Genomic DNA, 17,898 nt, shown 5'->3' with positions numbered 1-17,898 from the left:
CGATGATGACACGGCGGACAGCGATCCTCGGCAGCCTTCTGTCGGCAGTGGGTGCGGGGGGCCTTTACTGGACCCTGACCCGCGCGCCCTCTGCGGCTTCGGTCAAGACCCGCGTTGCCGCCGGATCGGTTGCCCGGCCGGACAAGCCGATGTCCGTCTTCCACCTCGGCCACAGCCTGGTGAACCGCGACATGCCCGCGATGCTGGCCCAGCTTGCCCCGCCCGGGCACAGCTATGACAGCCAGCTTGGCTGGGGCACCACGCTGCAGGCCCATTGGGGCGACGCGCCGATCAACGGGTTCGAGTCGGAAAACGCTCATCCCCGCTTCCGCCCCGCGCTGGAAGCCGTGCAAAGCGGCGACTACGACGCCGTTGTCCTGACCGAAATGGTCGAGATCCGCGCCTCGATCCGTTATTACGACAGCCCGGACTACCTGGCCCGCTGGGCGGCCGAGGCCGTGAAGGCCCGTCCCGACGTGCGGCTCTATCTCTACGAGACTTGGCACCAGCTGGACGACCCCGAAGGCTGGCTGGAACGGCTGGACCTTGACCACGACCGCTATTGGCTGTCGCGCGTCCTGGGGCCCGCGCTGAAGCAGCTGCCCGAGGGCACGCAGATCTTCGTCATTCCCGCCGGTCAGGTCATGGCCGCCTTCGTCCGCGCGCTGGAGGCCAAGGGCGGCGTCGGCAATGTCCGCGACCGGACCGACCTTTTCGCCCGCGCCGAGGATGGGACGCTGGACGTGATCCACCTCAACGACATCGGCAATTATCTGGTGGCGCTGGTCCACTACGCGGCCCTCTATCACCAGCCGACCCTGGGCCTGCCGCATGCCCTGACCCGTGCCGATGGCACCCCCGCGGTCGCCCCCGATGCCGAGGTCGCCCGCCTGATGCAAGAAACAACCGATTCTGTCGTAAACAACCTGGGATTGTCCGGCTTCGCCACTTGATGTTGCACTTCGGACACCGCTGACAGGAAAGGCAGCTTCAGGCCGCGCCCGAAGCGCTTGCGGACACAATTCGGACCGATTTCCTCTTTCCGTTCCAGTCATGGCAAAATAGTCTGTCGCCAAGCAGCGCAGCCTGTCCTGCCTAGTCCGTGCCTCTCGGGGCGTCATGGAGAGTTTTCGATGACCATTCTACGCCGCTTTTTCCTCGCGCTTCTCGTTCTGCCGGTCCTCAGCATGGCCGTTTCGGCCCAGGACTACCGGGTTCGCGCCGGTGACGTGCTGCAGATCGAGGTGCTTGAGGACGCGACGCTGAACCGCAGCGCGATCGTGCTGCCCGATGGCCAGATCACCCTGCCAGTGGCAGGCACCATCCGCGTTGCCGGCCGCAGCCTGGATCAGGTCCAGGCCGACCTCGTGTCGCGCCTGGCCCCGAACTTTGCCAGCCCGCCCACCGTCTTCGTGACCCTCGCTGCCCTGGCCGAACGCCCGGAACCCGAACCGGAACGCACCATTTCGATCTACGTCCTCGGTGCTGCCAACACCCCCGGCAAGGTCGAAGTCACGCCCGGCGCGACTTTCCTGCAGGCGATTGCCCAGGCCGGCGGCCCCTCGCCCTTCGCTGCGAAAAAGCGCATCCAGCTGCGCCGGATCGACAAGTCGGGGACCGAACAGGTCTACAAGCTTGACCTCGACGCCATCGAGCGTGGCACCTCGGGCGACGGCGTGACCCGCCTGAAGGAAGGCGATGTGATCTTCATCCCGCAACGCCGCCTGTTCGAGTAATCCGTCATGCGCCAGTCTGGCCAGTTCTTGGGAGGAGTCTGCGCGCTTGGCGCAGCCCTGCTGCCCACCGCGGGCAGCGCGCAGGACTCCGACCTGCTTGTGTACTTCGGCGTCGAGAACCGGCTGGAGCTCAGCTACAACGACAGCCTCTCGGTCCCGGCGTCGGGCACCGAGATTGCCAACGTCACGCTTCTGTCCTTCGGGCTCCGCAGCGAAACCGCGCTGGACCGGATCGAGTTCGAAGTCACGGGCGGGCTCATCGCCCAGTCCAGCGACAGCGGCAGTGACGTCGAATTCGGTCGCGGCGCGCTGACCTTTGCCTATGTGCGCGAAGTGCCCTCGGCGGTGCTGGACCTCTCGGCCCTTTTGCGCACCGATGACGTGGACGCCTTCGGCGACGATATCGGCGATGTCGGCGCGGTCGGCACCCGCAGCGACGTGGCGCTGTCGGCGCGGATGGAAATCGGCCGCACCTCCAGCGTCGGCCTCAACTTCGGCGTCGCCTATGACCAGACCGATTTCCGCGACACGCTCGACCCCGACCTCGTCGACAGCCAGGAATGGCGCGGCGACATAACGGCGATCCTACGCTTCTCGGAAATCACCACCGGTCGGCTTGGCCTGCGCTATCGCCACCGCGAGGAAGAGGACGCGGGCACCGAGACCATCGACGCCACCACCTACTTCGCGGGCCTCGACACCGCGCTGTCCCAGCGGGCCGACCTGTCGGTGGAACTCGGCGTGACCGAGACCGAAACCGAAGACGCCGATGTCATCACCGAAGAACGCGGGCCCGAAGGCAGCATCCGCCTGTCCTACGACATGCCTGCGGGCACTGCCTATGCGCTTCTGCGCGTCACCACCGACGCCGACGAAGGCCGCCGCGACACCTTCGAGATCGGGCGCGAACTGGAATATGACCGCGATACCATCTCGGCGCGCCTCGGCGTGACCCAGAACGATGAAACCGGAACCGACGTGATCGGCGCACTGGAATGGACCCGCGCCCTGCCCGATGGCAGCCTTGGCCTCATCGTCGAACGCAGCGTGACCTACGACGTCGACGATGACGTGCCGGTCACCGAATCGACGTTCAGCCTGATCTGGGTGAAGGACGTCAGCGACACCACCTCGCTCCTGGTCGACGCCACCTACGAAGACCGGGATTCGCCGACGGAAAGCATCCAGCAGCTGTCGGTCGATGCCGGCCTGAACCACATGCTGACCGAAGACTGGAGCCTCGCTGGCGGTGTGGGCTACACGATCCGCGACGAAGGTGCGGGCCGCGCCACTTCGCCCAGCGTCTTCGTCTCGATCAGCCGCGACTTCGCGCTGCGCTGACGGCCCGCGCTGCTCAGCGTCCGGCGGGCTGCTTCCGGAACAGGCTGCGCAGCGCATGTCCCGTCAGGTCGCGCAGGAAATGCGGCGGCCCGCCCGGGATCTTCGGCTGCAACAGCCGTCGCGCCCGCAGGATCAGCGCCCCCGTCAGATGCGCCAGCGTCGCCAACACCGCGCGTGACGTCCCGCCCGCCTTGCGGAAATAGTGCCAGCGGCTGTCGAACCAGTAGCTCGGAACCCGCTTCCAGGTCTTCATGCCCGTGGACACCGACCCGATATGCTCCACCCGGCTTTCCTTGACGAAATGGGTGGGCCAGCCCTCCTCGGCCGCGCGCCGACACAGGTCCGTCTCCTCGAAATACAGGAAGAAGGTCTCGTCGAAGACCCCGACCGTGCGGACGACCTCTTCCCGCAGCATCATGCTCGCGCCCGCCAGCCAGTCGACCGGCCCCGTCGCCTCGGGCACCCCGATGGCCACCGACTTGTGCCGCAAGAGGCGCGAAATCGGCCCGGTCCGCGCCGCGCCCTCCAGCTCTGACGCGACGGAAGGAAAGCGGAAACAGGTCACATGCGGCTCGCCATCCGACCCGTAGATGTAGCTGCCCGCGATGCCGACCTTCGGATGCGCCTCAAGGTAGTCCAAGAGCAGCCGGATCGCATCCGGGGCCGGAAAGGCGTCCGAGTTCAGGATATAGACATAGTCTGGCCTGACACCCCCCGGCAGGCCCAGCCGGATACCCACGTTGTTGCCCGCGCCGAAGCCGCCGTTGCGGCCCGACTGCACGACGCGGAAACGCGGGCGGTCCTGCAAGGCCGCGCTCATCTTCTCGAACGACCCATCGCCGGAATCGTTGTCGACGACCACGATCCCGCCGTCGATCCCCTCCATCGCCCGCTCGGCACTCTCCGCCGCGCGCAGGGTCATGTCCGCCGTCCGCCAGTTCAGCAGGACGGTCAGTACCGTCGGCCCGCTCATTTCCCCGCCCCCCGCGTCTTCAGCGCCGTCACTGTCATCGACGGCAGGACCAGCGCACAGTCCAAATAGCGCTTCGCCAGCCGGCGCGGGTTCGACAGCATCCGCCACAACCACTCCATCGCGATCTTCCGCACCCAAACCGGCGCCCGCGTCTGGTGCCCGGCGATGAAGTCGAGCCCCGCCCCGATGGACAGGAACCCAAGCTGCGGATGCCGCGCCAGCCCCCGCGCCGCCAGCACTTCCTGCTTCGGCGCGCCCAGCGCCAGAAGGCAAATCCGCGCGCCAGAGGCCGCAACCTGATCCAGCAGCGCATCCGCAGCAGCACTTGCCGGGTCAAACCCGTAGGGCGGCGCAAGGCAGGCCGCGACCTGCAGCCCCGGGTGATCCGCCTGCAACTGCTTTGCTGCCGCCTCCAGCACCGGCTCGGTCGAGCCGAGGAACGCCAGCGGCACGCCCAGCCTAGCGGCCATCGCCGCGACGGGGGCAATCAGTTCCGACCCCGGCACCAGCGCCACGTCGCCCCGCCCCGCCAGCCGCGCCATCCAGACGATGGGGTTGCCGTCCGCCACCACATGGCTATGCGCCTTGTAGGCCGCCAGGAACGCCGGGTTGCGCCGCAGCTTCACCACATGGTCCAGGTTCAGCGTCGCCACCGCAAAGCCCTGGCCCCGGGTCAGGCAGGCCTCCATATCCGCCAGCAGCGCCGCCTCGGTCGGGAAATTGACCAGAGTCATCGGATCCATCCGCGCCCTCCCGGAAACCGACCCACCGTCACGCACCGCCTGCTCCTTTGCCATCCTGTCGCCACAAGCCTCTGGCTTACGGTCCTGACTGACAGGCGATTGTCCATGCGCCGTCAAGCAGATAGTCTACCATGGACGGTGTTTGACAGGGTTTTTCGTGGCATTGGCGCAAGAGTCATTCGATCCGGGGAACGATCCCGCGCAGGCGGCGGCTTTGTTGCCGGTGTCGCTGACGATCATCGTCCCGACCTTCCGGCGCGAAGGCTATCTGCCCCCGCTCTTCGCGGTCGTCGCGGCAGAACGGGCAACGATTCCCGAACCCGTGGACCTGATCCTGGTCGACAACTCACCCGAGGCGTCCGCCCGCGCCGCCGCCGCCAGCGCCCCCGCATTCGTGCGCTATGTGCATGAGCCGCAAACCGGCGTCGCCCGTGCCCGGAACCGCGGCGTGGCCGAGGCGACGGGAACCCATGTGATCTTCCTCGACGACGACGAGACCCCCGCCCCCGGCTGGCTTGCCGCCTTCGCCGCCGCCGCGCGCCAGGGCGCCAGGGCCGCCTTCGGGGCCGTGGAGCCTGTCTTTGAGACAGCGCCCCCGGAAGCCCTCCGCCCCCCCCTCGCCCGCATCTTCACCCGCGACCTCCCCGCCCCCGCCGGATCGCAGGTCCAGCACCTCCGCGCCTATCTCGGCTCGGGCAACTCGATGTTCGCCCGCTCGACCCTCGCCCTCGTCACCCCGCCCTTCGACCCAGCCTTCGACAAGGGAGGAGAGGACGTCTGGCTCTTCCGACACCTGGCCGAAGATCACCAAGTCCCGATGCTCTGGTGCCCCACGGCCCTCGTCCGCGAAACCGTCCCGGCCAGCCGCGCGAGCCTCGCCTTCCTTGACGCCCGCCGGTTCAGTGACGGCCAACTGCGCTGCCTCGTCGAAAGCGGCCACGGCGGCCTTCGCGGTGCCGCCCGCGTCGCGCTCTGGATGGCCGTGGGCGCAGCGCAGTTCGCCGGTCATGGCCTCATGGCCCTCCTCACCCGCCCCCTGTCGCCCGCGCGGTCGATGAAACACCGGCTTGCCGCTGTCGGGGGGGCTGGCAAGCTCCTCTGGTGGCGCCGCAAGCTTGCCCGCCAGGACGCCCCATGACCCCCCAAATGGCCCAAGACACCCGCCCCGTCGCCTACCTCACCGGCGACTACCCCAAGGTCTCGCACACCTTCATCCTGCGCGAAGTCCAGGCCGTCCGCGCCGCAGGGGTCCCCGTCATCACCTGCTCGATCCGCCAGCCCCCGGCGTCCGAGTTCAAGGGGGTCGAGGAACAACAGGCGCGGGCCGAAACCTTCTACGTCATCGCCGCCGCGAAGAACCCGGTCCGCCTCCTGAAAGCCCACGCCCGCGCCCTGATCCGCAGCCCGGGGACGTGGTTCTCCACCCTCGCGCTGGCGCTGAAAATGCGCTCGCCCGGCCTCAAGGCCTTCCTCTGGCAGCTCTTCTACTTCCTCGAAGCCGGGGTTCTTGCCGACCACCTCCGCGCGCAGAACGCCCGGCACCTCCACAACCATTTCGGCAATTCCAGCTGCTCCGTCGCCGTCCTGGCCGCGAAACTGGCCGGTATCCCCTTCAGCTTCACCGAACACGGCCCCGCGATCTTCTTCGAGGTCGACCGCTGGTCGCTGCCGGAAAAGATCGCCCGCGCGCAGTTCGTCGTCGCCATTACGCACTTCTGCCGGTCGCAGCTGATGCTGTTCTCCGACCCGAAGCACTGGTCGAAGATCGCCATCGTTCACTGCGGCCTCGACCCCGCGCTCTACCGCCGCGAGGCCCCCGCTTTCGGCAAACGCGTCGCCTTCGTCGGCCGCCTTGACCCGGTGAAGGGCGCGCTCCTCCTGATCGAGGCGATGGCCACGGTCCTGAAAACCCATCCCGACGCGACCCTGACGCTTGCCGGGGACGGCCCCGCCCGCGCCCCGGCCGAGGCCCGCGCCAAGGCGCTCGGCATTGAAAAGGCGGTCCATTTCGCGGGCTTCATGACCCAGCCGCAGGTGGCAGGCCTCCTCGCAAATTCCGACATGCTGGTCCTACCCTCCTTCGCCGAAGGCCTGCCGGTGGTCTACATGGAGGCGCTTGCTTCCCGCATCCCCGTCGTCGCCTCCCGCGTCGCGGGTGTGCAGGAACTGGTCGAGGACGGCGTGACCGGCTTCACCGTGCCCCCCGGCGACGTGGTGACGCTGGCCGATCGCATGGCGCGCCTGATGTCCGACCCCGAGCTTTCCGCCCGCATGGGCGAGGCCGGACGCAAGGCCGTGGAACGCGAACACGATATCGCCCGCGAAGGCGCCTGGCTTGCGAACCTCTTCCTCCAGGGCGGCCCGAACGGCCAACTGCGCCCCTGACGCTCCTCGATGACTTCGTCACTCGTCGCTGCCCTCACGACGAGAAGCCGAAGGCGCGCGAGGAGTAGCCGCTACTTGTACTCGATCAACCCCGCCTTCCGCCGCCGCAGCCGGTTGCCCCAATACTGCAGCACCCCCAGCGACTCGGGGACCTTGGCCAGCACCATGAACACCCCGCGTTCCCAGCCATAGCGACGCCCCAGGCGCAGCATCTGCAGGGGATAAGCCAGCAGAAGCAGCAGCGCCCAAGGCGAAACCAGCGTGCCCAGCAGCGCCACCACCGGCAGCGCCACGCCCCACAGCACCGCCCGCCGCGTCTCGGCCACCCAATGCCGTTCCGGCGGCGCCCCATGCAGCGCCGCGCCCTCGGCAAAGGCATGACCCCCGCGCCGCGTCCGTTTCCACCACTGCCCGATCCGCGTCATCGCCGCGTCATGCAGTGTCATCTCCTCGCCCAGCCGCCAGACCTGCCAGCCCGCCGCCCGCAGCCGCACGCACAGCTCCGGCTCCTCGCCTGCGATCAGCGTCGGGTCATAGCCGCCGACCTCCTCGACCGCCGCCACCCGCATCAGCGCATCCCCGCCGCAGGCCTTGGCAAGGCCCACCGGAGTGTCCCATTCCGCATCGCACAGCCGGTTCCAGACCGACACCTCGGGCCGAATCTCGCGCCTGCGCCCGCAGACCACGCCCACCTCGGGGTGCGCCCGCAAGAAGGCCTCGGCCGCAGGCAGCCAGCCCGGCTGCAAAACGCAATCGCCATCGACGAACTGCACGAACTCCGGCGCGCCCATCTCCAGAAGCCGCTGAAAGCCTGCGTTCCGCGCCCGAGCGGCAGTAAAGGGCACCGACATGTCCAGCGCCACGACCTCGGCCCCCGCCGCCCGCGCGGCCGCCACACTGCCGTCCGTCGACCCCGAATCGACATAGACCAGCGGGCGCACGTGACCCGGAAACGAGGCAAGACAGGCCACCAACCGCGCCCCCTCGTTGCGCCCGATGATCACGGCCCCAAGGGCGCCGGAACGGTGCGGTTGGTCGGTCACGCGGAAATCTTGCGGTTGGCAGCGGTCATGCCGCCAGAATGCACAAAACCCGGGGGCTTCCAAGAGAGCCGTCCCCAGGAATCTGCCCGTCAGCCTCGCTTGCACACCGACTTGGCATTTTCCTTGGCGGCAGGAGCGGATAAAAGGAACCACCTGCAGGTCCGGACGGGTTTTGATGCCGAACATATTCGCCTTTCTTGTCCTGTTCGGCTCGCCCATCCTGGCGGTGATCCTGTTCCGCCTGTTGTCGCTGGAACGTGCCGTTGTCTGGACCATCATCGGCGGACATCTGCTGCTTCCTTCTGCGACCCTGATCAAGTTCCCGATGATCCCGGCCATCGACAAGGCCCTGGTGCCTTCGGTCAGCGCCCTTGTTCTGTGCCTCCTCATGGCGCCCAAGACCCGGATTCCGCGCGACCCTGCCTCGCGGACCGGGCGGCACATCCTGGCCGTCCTCTTCATCCTCGTGGTGGTGACCCCGGTCCTGACCGTGATGTACAACACCGAGCCGATCATCGACGGACGCACCTTCCTGCCGGGCCTCCGGCTCTACGATGCCTGGGGGCTGATCTCGGTGATCCTCGTGGCCCTCATCCCGCTCTGGCTGGGCCTGCGCTACCTGAACAGCCAGAAGGGCCACCGTGCCCTGGTCGAGGCCATCGCCATCGGCGGCCTGATCTATTCGATCCCGGCCCTGATCGAGGTCCGCCTCTCGCCACAACTGCACGCCTGGGTCTATGGCTTCTTCCCCTCGGACTTCGTCCAGCATGTCCGCGACGGTGGCTTCCGCCCCACCGTCTTCCTGAACCATGGGCTGATGGTTGGCATCTTCTTCTGCATGTCGATCATCGCCTGCGCCGTCCTGTTCCGCGAAGCGCGCCGTGAAGGTCGGCCCGCTATCGGCTGGCTGGCCGCCATGCTCTGGCTGATCCTGGTCCTGGACCTGTCGAAAAGCCTGGGTGCGCTGGTCATCGCGCTTTACTCGGTGCTGATCGTACTCTTCCTTGGCCGCCGGTTCCAAGTGGCCTTCGCCACCGCCATCGCCGTGATCGTCATGCTTTATCCGATGCTGCGCGGCGCCGGATGGATTCCGGTGGATACCGCCTATGAGCTGGCTCTGATGGTCGATGCTGAACGCGCTGCCTCGCTCAGGTTCCGGCTCGACAACGAGGACGCGCTTCTGGACAAGGCGAACCTCAAGCCGATTGCCGGCTGGGGCAGCTGGGGCCGCAACTCGATCTTTGACCCCGAAACCGGCGAGATGACAAGCATCACCGACGGCATCTGGCTGAACTTCATCGGCGTCTACGGCTGGCTCGGCTATATCGGTCGCTTCGGCCTCTTGACCGTTCCCATCCTCCTCTACGCCTTGCGTCGCAAGACGCTCGGCCCCTCGATGATCACCCCCGGCCTGACCGTCATCCTGGCCGCCATGCTGATCGACCTGCTGCCGAACTCGGGGCTTGTCAATTATGTCTGGCTTGCCGCTGGGTCAGTCGCCGGCCTGGCGGTCCTCCGCTCGGCAAACGACATCGCCGAAACCGAGGGCAAGGCCCTTCCCGAGGCGGTCGACGAACGGGCAAGCTGGCTCATGCCGGAAGACCGCATCGCCCCGCCAAGACGGCAGAAACGATCCGAGCAACGGGGCGCGCTGCGATGAATTCCCTGGCGGCAGCGCCTGCGCATGATCGGGATTTGAGGGTGGAATAGGATGCCGAAGTATCTGATCACCGGGGGCTGCGGTTTCGTAGGCTCGCATCTGGCCGACGCGCTACTGGCGCGGGGTGACGAGGTGGTCGCGCTGGACAACCTCTCCACCGGCAAGCGGTCCAATCTCGCGCCCGAGGTGCGGGTGATCGAGGGCGACGTGGCCGACCCCATGGCCGTGGCCGCGGCCATTCAGGGCTGTGCGGGGGTGTTCCACCTGGCCGGGATCGCCTCGGTCGCCTATTGCAACGAACACTGGCGCGAAGGCCATCAGACCAATCAGACCGGCACCGTGACGGTGTTCGAGGCCGCAGCCCGGGCGGGGCGCGTGCCGGTGGTCTATACCTCCTCTGCCGCCGTCTATGGCGATGCGGGTCCAGGGGCGGTGGACGAAAGCCGGGTACCACGTCCGCAGACGGCCTATGGGGTGGACAAGCTGGGATCCGAACTGCACGGGAGCATTGCGATGGCGGTGCATGGCCTGCCGACCGTGGGCCTCCGACCGTTCAACATCTACGGCCCCCGGCAGGACCCGTCTTCGGCCTATTCCGGGGTGATCTCGATCTTCAACAGCCGCCTGGCGCAGGGCTTGCCGGTGACGGTCTTCGGAGACGGGCTGCAGACGCGGGATTTCGTCTTTGTCGCCGATGTGGTGCGGTTCCTCCTGGCGGCGATGGCCCGGGCGCCCCAGGCGGCTGGCGAGGTGTTCAACATCTGCACCGGCCGGACGACGACGCTTCTGGCGCTGATCGACACGCTGGCGCAGCTCCACGGTCGGGTGCCGCAGGTGCAGCACGGCGATCCCCGCGTCGGCGACATCCGGGAATCGCTCGGTGACCCGAACCGTGCCCGCGCCGCCCTTGGCGTGACAGCAGAGGTGACGCTGGAAGAGGGGCTCGCCGCCCTCTTGCGGCAGTCGTAAGGGGCCGCGCTTGGCCACCCCAAGGTCGCTTGACTCCACCTGCCGGTTCCGGTCAGTGTCCTCGGGCAAAAAATGCTGGGCAAGATGCTGATTACCTTAGGCAGGCTTTTGAACTTGAAGGCGAATTTCACCGGACTGGTGCCCGGACAGCGACAATCCCGGCGCAACGCGCGCCCTCGGTGGCACCGGGGCCTCAAATGACCAAAAGCAGTGACCACCGCCCTCTGCGCGTCGCCTTCGTCACGCCCGCCTGGCCCGGTGTGGCGACACCCAACGGCATCGCGACGGCGATCAGCCACCTGGCCTCCGGGATGCACCGCGAAGGCCACGAGGCGACCATCATCGCCCACAAGGTGGATGCGCCGCACGACCACCCGCGCGTGATCCCGATGCCCGATGTCAGGCCGGGGCTGTTCGACCGGCTGCGCCGCAAGCTGACCCCCGACGGCGGCTTCATCGGCTCCATGGTGGATCAGCATGTCGAGGCGATCCGCCGCGCCGTCGCCCTGCATGGCGTCGAGATCGTCGTGATGGAGGAAACCCAGGGCTGGGTCGGCGAAATCCGGCGGCAGGTCGCCATCCCCATCGTGGCCACCCTGCATGGTCCCTGGTGGCTTCACCGGTTGGCAGGCAGCGTCCCGGATGATGCCGCCGGCGCCCGGCGCGAGGCGCGCGAGGCCAAAGGCCTGCAGCGGGTGGATGGCATCACTTCACCCTCGGCTGAAGTGCTGCACCGCACCGCTGAGCTTTGGGGCCTGCCAGACGTCCCGGCGGCCGTCATCCCGAACCCCTTCCCGGTACCGGCGCATTGCATCGACCTGACCGATGACCTCTTGAACCACGTTCTCTTTGTCGGCCGCTACGACCACATCAAGGGGGGCGACATTGCAATCGACGCCTTCGCCCGCATCGCCGCAGCGCAGCCGTCCGCGCAGTTCACCTTTGTCGGGCCCGACGGCGGCATTCCACAGCCCGACGGCGGGATGGAGATGCTCTCCGACCGCCTCGCCCGCCTGCCCGACCCGGTCCGGTCGCGGGTCAAAGTCCTCGGCAAGCAATCGCGTGAAGAGGTGGCCGCGCTTCGTGCAAGCCATGGGGTCACCCTGGTCACCTCGCGCTATGAAAACTTCGGCGGCACGCTGATCGAAGCCATGGCTGTCGGCTCGGCGGTCGTGTCGACCAGCGTCGGCGGCCAGAAAGAGATCGGGACGCATGACGAGACCGTCCTCATGGCCCCGTCCGAGGATGCCGAAGCCATCGCCAATGCCTGCCTGCGGCTGATGCGCGACCTGCCGCTCGCCCGACGTCTGGGAACGGCCGCGCGCAGCCACGTGGCCGCCAGCTATGCGCCGGACGTCATCGCCCGGCGGATGGCTGACTTCCTCGCCCCGCTCTGCCGCCGCTAAGCGGTCAGATCCCCAGCTTGCGCAGCCGGTGGCCCAGCCGGCGATAGATCACAGGCGGCAGCAGGTTCTGCATGATCTGGTGCCGCGCTTCCAGCCGGTCGACCTTGTCCTTGGTGCCGGGCCGCGGCTTGAACAGCGTGGTGTGCGACACCTTCGTCGAATCCCAGGTCGCGGTGTAATAGTACAGCGCGATCGACATCCGCGGTTCCTTGTCGGGATGGTTCACAGGCTCGGGGTTGCCGTGCCAGGTGTTCGACCCGGTGTTGAAGCAGCACATCCGGTTGAACAGCGGCACGAACCCGGCGACCTTCGCGGTCATGTCGTCGTTCCAGACCTCGAACGACCCGCCGTATTCTTCCTTCCAGTCCTTGTTCAGGTAGATCAGCACGTTCAGCCGCCGTTCCAGGTTCAGCTTGCCCTGGCGGTTGAAGTCGGCGTGGATGTCCAAATGCCCGCCGTTCGACACCACATGAATGCCACCGCCCGCGAAATAGGGGTCGGGGATCAGCCCGTCGATGCCGGTCAACTCTTCCAGATAGGCGAGGAAGGCCTTGGAGTTCAGCGAATGGAACAGCGCGCGGGTATAGGGCCCCAGGCGTTCCGGCATGTAGGCCGCCTTCAGCTTTTCCTGCGGGCGGTTGAAAAAGCTTTCCGCCGCAGGCAGCTCGCGCAGCTCCTCGCGCACGCGGTCCAGGATTTCGGGCGGCATGAAATTGTCGAAGCAGCCATAGGGATAAGGCTTCTTCGACCGGTAGGCCTCAGCAGCGGCCTTGCCATATTCGCGGGCGCCATCGGCGTCGATCAGCAGCGTCTCGGGATCGATCGGCAGAGTGCTAACGGACATAATAACCTCTCAGTCTTCTTCTAACGGCTCTTGGTGGTACAGGCCGGCAAGCAGGCGGCCCGGGTTCGGGACTCATCTATTCATATTGTAGCATGGGCATCTTCCGCCCCCCCTGCGACCATTCGCCGGAACTGATCATTTCCGGCCAGCAGCTCATCATAGCTGCCCTGGGCCAGCAGCCGCCCACGGTCCATCAGGAAGATCGTATCGCAGGTCTTCACCGTCGTCAGCCGGTGCGCGATCAGGATGACCGTCTTGTCGGCCCGAATGCGGTTCACCGCCTCCATCACCACGCGTTCGGTGATGTTGTCGAGCGCCGAGGTCGCCTCGTCCATGATCAGCAACGTCGGGTCGCGGTACAGCGCCCGCGCAATACCGATCCGCTGCCGCTGCCCGCCTGACAGCCGCACGCCGCGTTCGCCCACGAAGGTGTCATACCCCTGCGGCAGGTCGGACAGCACAAAGTCATGCAGCGCCGCGATCTTCGCCGCCCGCTCGACCGCGGCCATGTCGATCTCGTCCTTCGGCACCCCGAAGGCGATGTTCGAGGCAATCGTCTCATCCGTCAGGTAGATCGACTGCGGCACATAGCCCAGCGTGCCCTGCCAGGCCCGGACGTTCTCGGGCGTGATCACTTGCCCGTCCACCCGGATTTCGCCCTGGTCGGGGGTCAAGAGGCCCAGGATAAGGTCGACCAGCGTCGTCTTGCCTGCCCCCGTCCCGCCGACGATGCCCACCGTCGTCCGCGCCGGGATCACCAGGTCGACCCCGCGCAGCGTTGGCCGCTCGGCTTCGGCATAGGCAAAGTGGACGTTGGCCAGTTCCAGCTCCCGCTCCAGCCGCAGAGGCTCGGTCCGGGTCGCATCCGCCAGGGGCAGCGCGGGCGTCGAGGCGAAATCCGCCACGATGGCATCCAGGATCGCCGTCGCCCCGCGCACCGACACCAGCGAGTGATAGATCTGTTGCAACGACGGCAACAGCCGCATCGTCGAAAAGGCGATGACGCCCAGCGTCGGCACGATCTCGGTGACATTGCCCCCGCTTTGCAAAAGCAGCAGCAGGATCAGCGCCAGCATGGTGCCGAAGGTGATCGCCTCCAGCACAAAGCGCGGCAGTTCCGACATCACACCCATCGTCGCCCCGGACTTCGCGGCCTTCACCGCGGCGATCGAATAGCTGCGCACATAGGTCGCTTCCAGGCCCATCACCTTGACGTCCTTGATGCCCCCCGTCGCCTCTTGCGCGACGAGAAAGCGGTTCTCGAAGGCGTCCATCATGTCCTGGCCCAGCCGGTGCAGCCGTCCACGGAACCGCAGGTAGATCAGGCCATAGCCCAGCCCCAGCACCCCGCCGCAGAACAGCGTGACCAGCGGATCGACCAGCAACAGGAAGGCCAGAATCGCCAGCACCAGCAGGCTGTTCGACACGATGCGCAGACAGGGCAGGATGACCCGGCTGACCAGGCCATCCACCTCGCTCAGCACGTTCTTTTCCAGTTCCGCACTGTTGCGCCGCAGGAACCAGGGATAGGGCTGGCTCAGATAGGCCTCCAAGAGCCGCGACGAAATCGTATAGCCGCGCATCGTCGAAAAGCGGATCGTCGCATAGGTCCCCAGCGCCTTGACCGCCAGCCCCAGCATCACCACGCACAGGACCGCGACCGCCAGCCCGACCTGGAAGCTGAAACTGGTGTTAAGGCCCGTCAGCTCGGACAGATAGGACAGCGTGCGGCTGGTCTGGATCGTTTCCGGCGCCGCCAGCACGTTCAAAAGCATCAGGACCGCCGAGATCCCGGCGATTTCCGCCGCCGCGACCAGCAGCATGACCCCGGTCAGCACCCAGAACCGACGGCGCTCGACCGCGTTGAACAAGAGAAACAGCTTGCGATAGGTAGCAATCACCTTGGGTCCTCACGGCCTGCGACCGACCTACCTTGCTGCGCCGGAGTGACAAAAGAAAGGCATTCCGCAAGCAGTTCCCGGGCCGAATCAGTCCTGGCGACGCCGAAATCGCGCCATTTCTCTGCTTTGCAGCGCAATCCGCGACGCGACACCGCCGATGGTCCCTTGCCCAGGTCGACCAAGGCAGGCCGGTTTTTCGAATTATTGTTCATTTTCAGTGCTTTCGCAGCAAAGACCAGGCGACGCATCCCACCTACAGGCCATGGTTGCACCGGCAGAAATTGCACAACCTATGCGTGCAAACGAATTCCGATCCCGCCGCATTACCTTCCGTAAAGACCCGGATAAACTGTTGCTGCGACGAACTTTAACCAAAGCTCGGCCACATTCTTGCCACGCGGGACGAGCATTCTGTCCATACACTTCGCGTGGGAGTTGCAAGAAATGCTCGCAGGGTTCGTCCTTCTGTCCGCCGCCATCGGGATGGTCGTCATGGCCGCCACCGTCGCGCTGTCCTTGCCGGTCTGGATCACCTTCGCGGCCTACCCCGCGATCTGCAGTCTGACGCTTCTGCTCTGCGCCGCCCTGTGGAACATCCGCACCGGCTCGGGCGCACAGCGTGACCGGATCGCCCGCAGCTACTCGCACGGCTGATCGCTCCTGCCATTCGAATGTATCTGACTGTCCGGCCATCCGGACGGCAACCTTAACCTTTCGGTAAGATTCTTCGGCCAAGTTTCGCCATGAGCCGTCTGCGCCTGGCGTTCCAGAAGAATGAATCACTTTTCCTGTCTCGACTTACGCCACGAGTAGCCTAAGCTATAACGTTGACGGGGGTCATTTACGTAGTATCGAATTCTCCGACCAGGGAGACGGGGATGGCATTGGGGCTGCTTCTGATTGCGATGATTTGCGCAGCCAGCGTGTCTGTGATCCTGTTCGTTCATGACTATGCGCTGTGGGCCGTCGCACTTGCCTATCCGGTGACCGGCACGGCCATTCTCTTGCCAGGCGTGGCTCTGGTTGGCTGGGTACGCCAGCACCGCCCGCCGGATCAGTCGATTGTCACTTCCCCGTCGCCCGCAGGACAACACCCACCGTCGACAGCAGGATCTTCAAATCCTTGAAGAAGGTAAGGTTCCGCTCATACTCGGCGTCGAACTCGGCGCGCTGCGCGAAGGTCGACTGGTTGCGGTCGGAAATCTGCCAGGTCCCGGTCAGACCCGGACGCAGGGCGTAATACGCCGTACCGGGATAAAGTTCCTGTTGGTCAATCATCATCGGGCGCGGCCCGACAAGGCTCATGTCACCGATCAGCACGTTCCAAAGCTGCGGTAACTCATCCAGAGAGCTCTTGCGTAAGAACTGACCGAATTCGGTGATCCGCGGATCGTGTGTCAGCTTCTGGTAGGCGTCCCACTCGCGGCGGGCGGCCTCATCCTTGGCAAGGTATTCCTGCAGGCGCTCTTCGGCGTTGGGCACCATCGTCCGAAGTTTCCATAACCGGAACGTACGCCCGCCCTTGCCCACGCGATCTTGCGTGAAGAACGGCGAGTTGCCACCGGCCTTCAGCACGATCGATAAGACCAGGATGACCGGCAGCACGATCGGCAGTGCCATCAGGACGAAACCGACATCCATGCAGCGCTTCAGCGTTCTGCGGTACAGCGGCTCACGACGCACGCGAACCCAACCGTCGCCGACATTCGCGGACGGCCGTTCGAAATCGTGACCTGCTATTCCTGAACGAACGTCCATCTCCAACGCCTCCGCAAGGGTCGTAATCGCTAAGCGAAAATTCTGTCAGCCGACGCTATCTCGCCGACCGTCCGCGAACACTTCCACTCGTTACGCACCGCTATCACGCCTTAGCTTCTACCATTCACGCTGCCCTGCCGCAATGCGGTCGTCCGGACGGTACATGCCATAAAGTGGTTTGTTCTCATTGGGTTACACGCTTAGGTTGTGTCATTTTCGCGTCCTGAGAACGGCCCGAAACAGCCGCTTTTTGCGCTCCGACGGCGCCTGCCGCCACAATTCCGTCCGGGTGCCGAGGCACCGCTATGATTTTCTTCGCCTTTTAATCAATGTCGTCCAAATGCCGTCTGATTTCGGCTTGTAGCTTTGTGGCAGACTTCGTCACAAGTCAGGTTTCTTGACCCCAGGCAGGACCTCGATTGTGCCGAAAAGCGAAACGGTGAATTTTCCGTTAATGTGACTCGTCAACCACAAATCCGGTTCGATCTGCCCAAAGAGCGAGCTTTCGCCGGTCGTCGGCGGATTCTCGCGATTCGATTTCGAGGCAGATCAGTGCGCCAAAAGCCGCGACCGTCGCCGCAGCGCGTAAAGCGCGACCAGAGTCGGGCCCGGCAGTTCCATAAGCCAGTTCAGCTTGACCCCAAGGGTCGATCCGCTCAGGAACAGATCGACGTGGTGAAAGCTCGCCGCACGGATCACGACGAAGACGCAGACAAAACCCAAGCCCGCCAGCGCCGGCCAGACCCGTCCCAGGATGCCGCGCAACATCAGCGCTGCCAGGCAAAGGGCCAGGACACCGCCTGCCGCCACCAGGAAGATGAAGATCTCCTGCACGATGCGGCGATCGTCGTACCAGCCGGACAGCTGGGCATGGCAACGGGCGAAGATCGTCAGCAGGGATTGCAGGTCCAGTTGCTTGTTGATCGCCAGAAGGAAGAGGATCGCGGCGGTGATCCGCCAGAACCATCGCTCGCGCCGCGTCTCGGGGTCTGGCGAGGCCAGCCGCCGCGCCATCATCGCAGCCGCAACCGCCGCGCCCAGATAGACGCCGACAGTCACCCAGCCCATCAGATGGTCGTCGCCCAGTTCGGGGCGCCACTGGGTGAAGGCGCAGGTCAGGGCCGTCCGCATCAGCCTGG

Annotated in this window: 17 protein-coding genes; 9 read left to right on the top strand and 8 right to left on the bottom strand. The window is 65.8% G+C overall.

Going from position 1 to position 17,898, the window contains the following annotated elements; all coding sequences use genetic code 11:
* Nucleotides 1-2: 2 nt before the first annotated feature.
* The 3 genes from AC2EAL_RS19465 to AC2EAL_RS19455 all read left to right on the top strand — a co-directional run bounded on the left by AC2EAL_RS19465 (nucleotide 3) and on the right by AC2EAL_RS19455 (nucleotide 3,077).
* On the top strand, nucleotides 3-953 hold the full coding sequence (locus tag AC2EAL_RS19465) for a hypothetical protein (RefSeq protein ID WP_484725995.1): 951 nt from the start codon (nucleotides 3-5) through the stop codon (nucleotides 951-953).
* 180 nt (nucleotides 954-1,133) lie between these two features.
* Nucleotides 1,134-1,736: a polysaccharide biosynthesis/export family protein gene (locus AC2EAL_RS19460; protein ID WP_484725895.1), complete on the top strand. Its 603-nt coding sequence runs from the start codon at nucleotides 1,134-1,136 to the stop codon at nucleotides 1,734-1,736.
* Between the two features lie 6 nt (nucleotides 1,737-1,742).
* Nucleotides 1,743-3,077, top strand: a complete 1,335-nt coding sequence (locus AC2EAL_RS19455; RefSeq protein WP_484725894.1) for a hypothetical protein — start codon at nucleotides 1,743-1,745, stop codon at nucleotides 3,075-3,077.
* A gap of 13 nt (nucleotides 3,078-3,090) precedes the next feature.
* Here the strand turns inward: AC2EAL_RS19455 and AC2EAL_RS19450 are convergent, their stop codons facing one another.
* Nucleotides 3,091-4,050, bottom strand: coding sequence for a glycosyltransferase family 2 protein (locus AC2EAL_RS19450; RefSeq protein ID WP_484725893.1), 960 nt, complete (start codon nucleotides 4,048-4,050; stop codon nucleotides 3,091-3,093).
* The gene (locus tag AC2EAL_RS19445; protein WP_484725892.1) at nucleotides 4,047-4,793 is read right to left on the bottom strand and encodes a WecB/TagA/CpsF family glycosyltransferase; all 747 of its coding nucleotides are present in this window, start codon (nucleotides 4,791-4,793) and stop codon (nucleotides 4,047-4,049) included. The genes AC2EAL_RS19450 and AC2EAL_RS19445 overlap by 4 nt, the downstream gene beginning before the upstream one ends.
* 163 nt (nucleotides 4,794-4,956) lie before the next feature.
* Here AC2EAL_RS19445 and AC2EAL_RS19440 point away from each other — a divergent pair, with 163 nt between their 5' ends.
* Nucleotides 4,957-5,931, top strand: a complete 975-nt coding sequence (locus AC2EAL_RS19440) for a glycosyltransferase family 2 protein (RefSeq protein WP_484725891.1) — start codon at nucleotides 4,957-4,959, stop codon at nucleotides 5,929-5,931.
* Entirely contained in the window at nucleotides 5,928-7,178 is a 1,251-nt protein-coding gene (locus AC2EAL_RS19435; protein ID WP_484725890.1) for a glycosyltransferase family 4 protein, read from the top strand. Before AC2EAL_RS19440 ends, AC2EAL_RS19435 begins: the two co-directional genes overlap by 4 nt.
* A 71-nt stretch (nucleotides 7,179-7,249) precedes the next feature.
* On the opposite strand, the gene AC2EAL_RS19430 is transcribed toward AC2EAL_RS19435, so the two are convergent.
* Entirely contained in the window at nucleotides 7,250-8,221 is a 972-nt protein-coding gene (locus AC2EAL_RS19430; RefSeq protein ID WP_484725889.1) for a glycosyltransferase family 2 protein, read from the bottom strand.
* A gap of 175 nt (nucleotides 8,222-8,396) precedes the next feature.
* Between AC2EAL_RS19430 and AC2EAL_RS19425 the strand changes: the two genes are divergently transcribed.
* The 3 genes from AC2EAL_RS19425 (at nucleotide 8,397) to AC2EAL_RS19415 (ending at nucleotide 12,256) form a co-directional block, all read left to right on the top strand.
* On the top strand, nucleotides 8,397-9,881 hold the full coding sequence (locus AC2EAL_RS19425; protein WP_484725888.1) for a hypothetical protein: 1,485 nt from the start codon (nucleotides 8,397-8,399) through the stop codon (nucleotides 9,879-9,881).
* A gap of 51 nt (nucleotides 9,882-9,932) precedes the next feature.
* Nucleotides 9,933-10,850, top strand: a complete 918-nt coding sequence (locus tag AC2EAL_RS19420) for an NAD-dependent epimerase/dehydratase family protein (RefSeq protein ID WP_484725887.1) — start codon at nucleotides 9,933-9,935, stop codon at nucleotides 10,848-10,850.
* Nucleotides 10,851-11,047: 197 nt separating this feature from the next.
* Nucleotides 11,048-12,256: a glycosyltransferase family 4 protein gene (locus AC2EAL_RS19415; RefSeq protein ID WP_484725886.1), complete on the top strand. Its 1,209-nt coding sequence runs from the start codon at nucleotides 11,048-11,050 to the stop codon at nucleotides 12,254-12,256.
* 4 nt (nucleotides 12,257-12,260) lie between these two features.
* Here AC2EAL_RS19415 and AC2EAL_RS19410 read toward each other — a convergent pair whose 3' ends face one another.
* The 3 genes from AC2EAL_RS19410 to AC2EAL_RS19400 all read right to left on the bottom strand — a co-directional run bounded on the left by AC2EAL_RS19410 (nucleotide 12,261) and on the right by AC2EAL_RS19400 (nucleotide 15,249).
* Nucleotides 12,261-13,100: a 2OG-Fe(II) oxygenase gene (locus tag AC2EAL_RS19410; RefSeq protein ID WP_484725885.1), complete on the bottom strand. Its 840-nt coding sequence runs from the start codon at nucleotides 13,098-13,100 to the stop codon at nucleotides 12,261-12,263.
* An 80-nt stretch (nucleotides 13,101-13,180) separates the two neighbouring features.
* Nucleotides 13,181-15,001, bottom strand: coding sequence for an ABC transporter ATP-binding protein (locus AC2EAL_RS19405; protein WP_484725884.1), 1,821 nt, complete (start codon nucleotides 14,999-15,001; stop codon nucleotides 13,181-13,183).
* Nucleotides 14,998-15,249 carry a hypothetical protein gene (locus AC2EAL_RS19400; RefSeq protein WP_484725883.1) on the bottom strand — a complete coding sequence of 84 codons (252 nt, stop codon included), beginning with the start codon at nucleotides 15,247-15,249 and terminating at the stop codon, nucleotides 14,998-15,000. Before AC2EAL_RS19400 ends, AC2EAL_RS19405 begins: the two co-directional genes overlap by 4 nt.
* A 196-nt stretch (nucleotides 15,250-15,445) precedes the next feature.
* Between AC2EAL_RS19400 and AC2EAL_RS19395 the strand changes: the two genes are divergently transcribed.
* Nucleotides 15,446-15,655 carry a hypothetical protein gene (locus tag AC2EAL_RS19395; RefSeq protein ID WP_484725882.1) on the top strand — a complete coding sequence of 70 codons (210 nt, stop codon included), beginning with the start codon at nucleotides 15,446-15,448 and terminating at the stop codon, nucleotides 15,653-15,655.
* A gap of 411 nt (nucleotides 15,656-16,066) precedes the next feature.
* On the opposite strand, the gene AC2EAL_RS19390 is transcribed toward AC2EAL_RS19395, so the two are convergent.
* Nucleotides 16,067-16,759, bottom strand: coding sequence for a sugar transferase (locus AC2EAL_RS19390; protein ID WP_484725881.1), 693 nt, complete (start codon nucleotides 16,757-16,759; stop codon nucleotides 16,067-16,069).
* A 549-nt stretch (nucleotides 16,760-17,308) separates the two neighbouring features.
* Nucleotides 17,309-17,890 (bottom strand): hypothetical protein, encoded by a 582-nt coding sequence (locus AC2EAL_RS19385; protein ID WP_484725880.1) that lies wholly within the window; start codon nucleotides 17,888-17,890, stop codon nucleotides 17,309-17,311.
* Nucleotides 17,891-17,898 lie beyond the last annotated feature (8 nt).

The sequence above is a fragment of the Tabrizicola sp. T74 genome (genome assembly GCF_057219935.1).
Note: the sequence above shows the minus strand (reverse complement) of the source record. Positions and strands in the feature narration are given on the sequence as shown.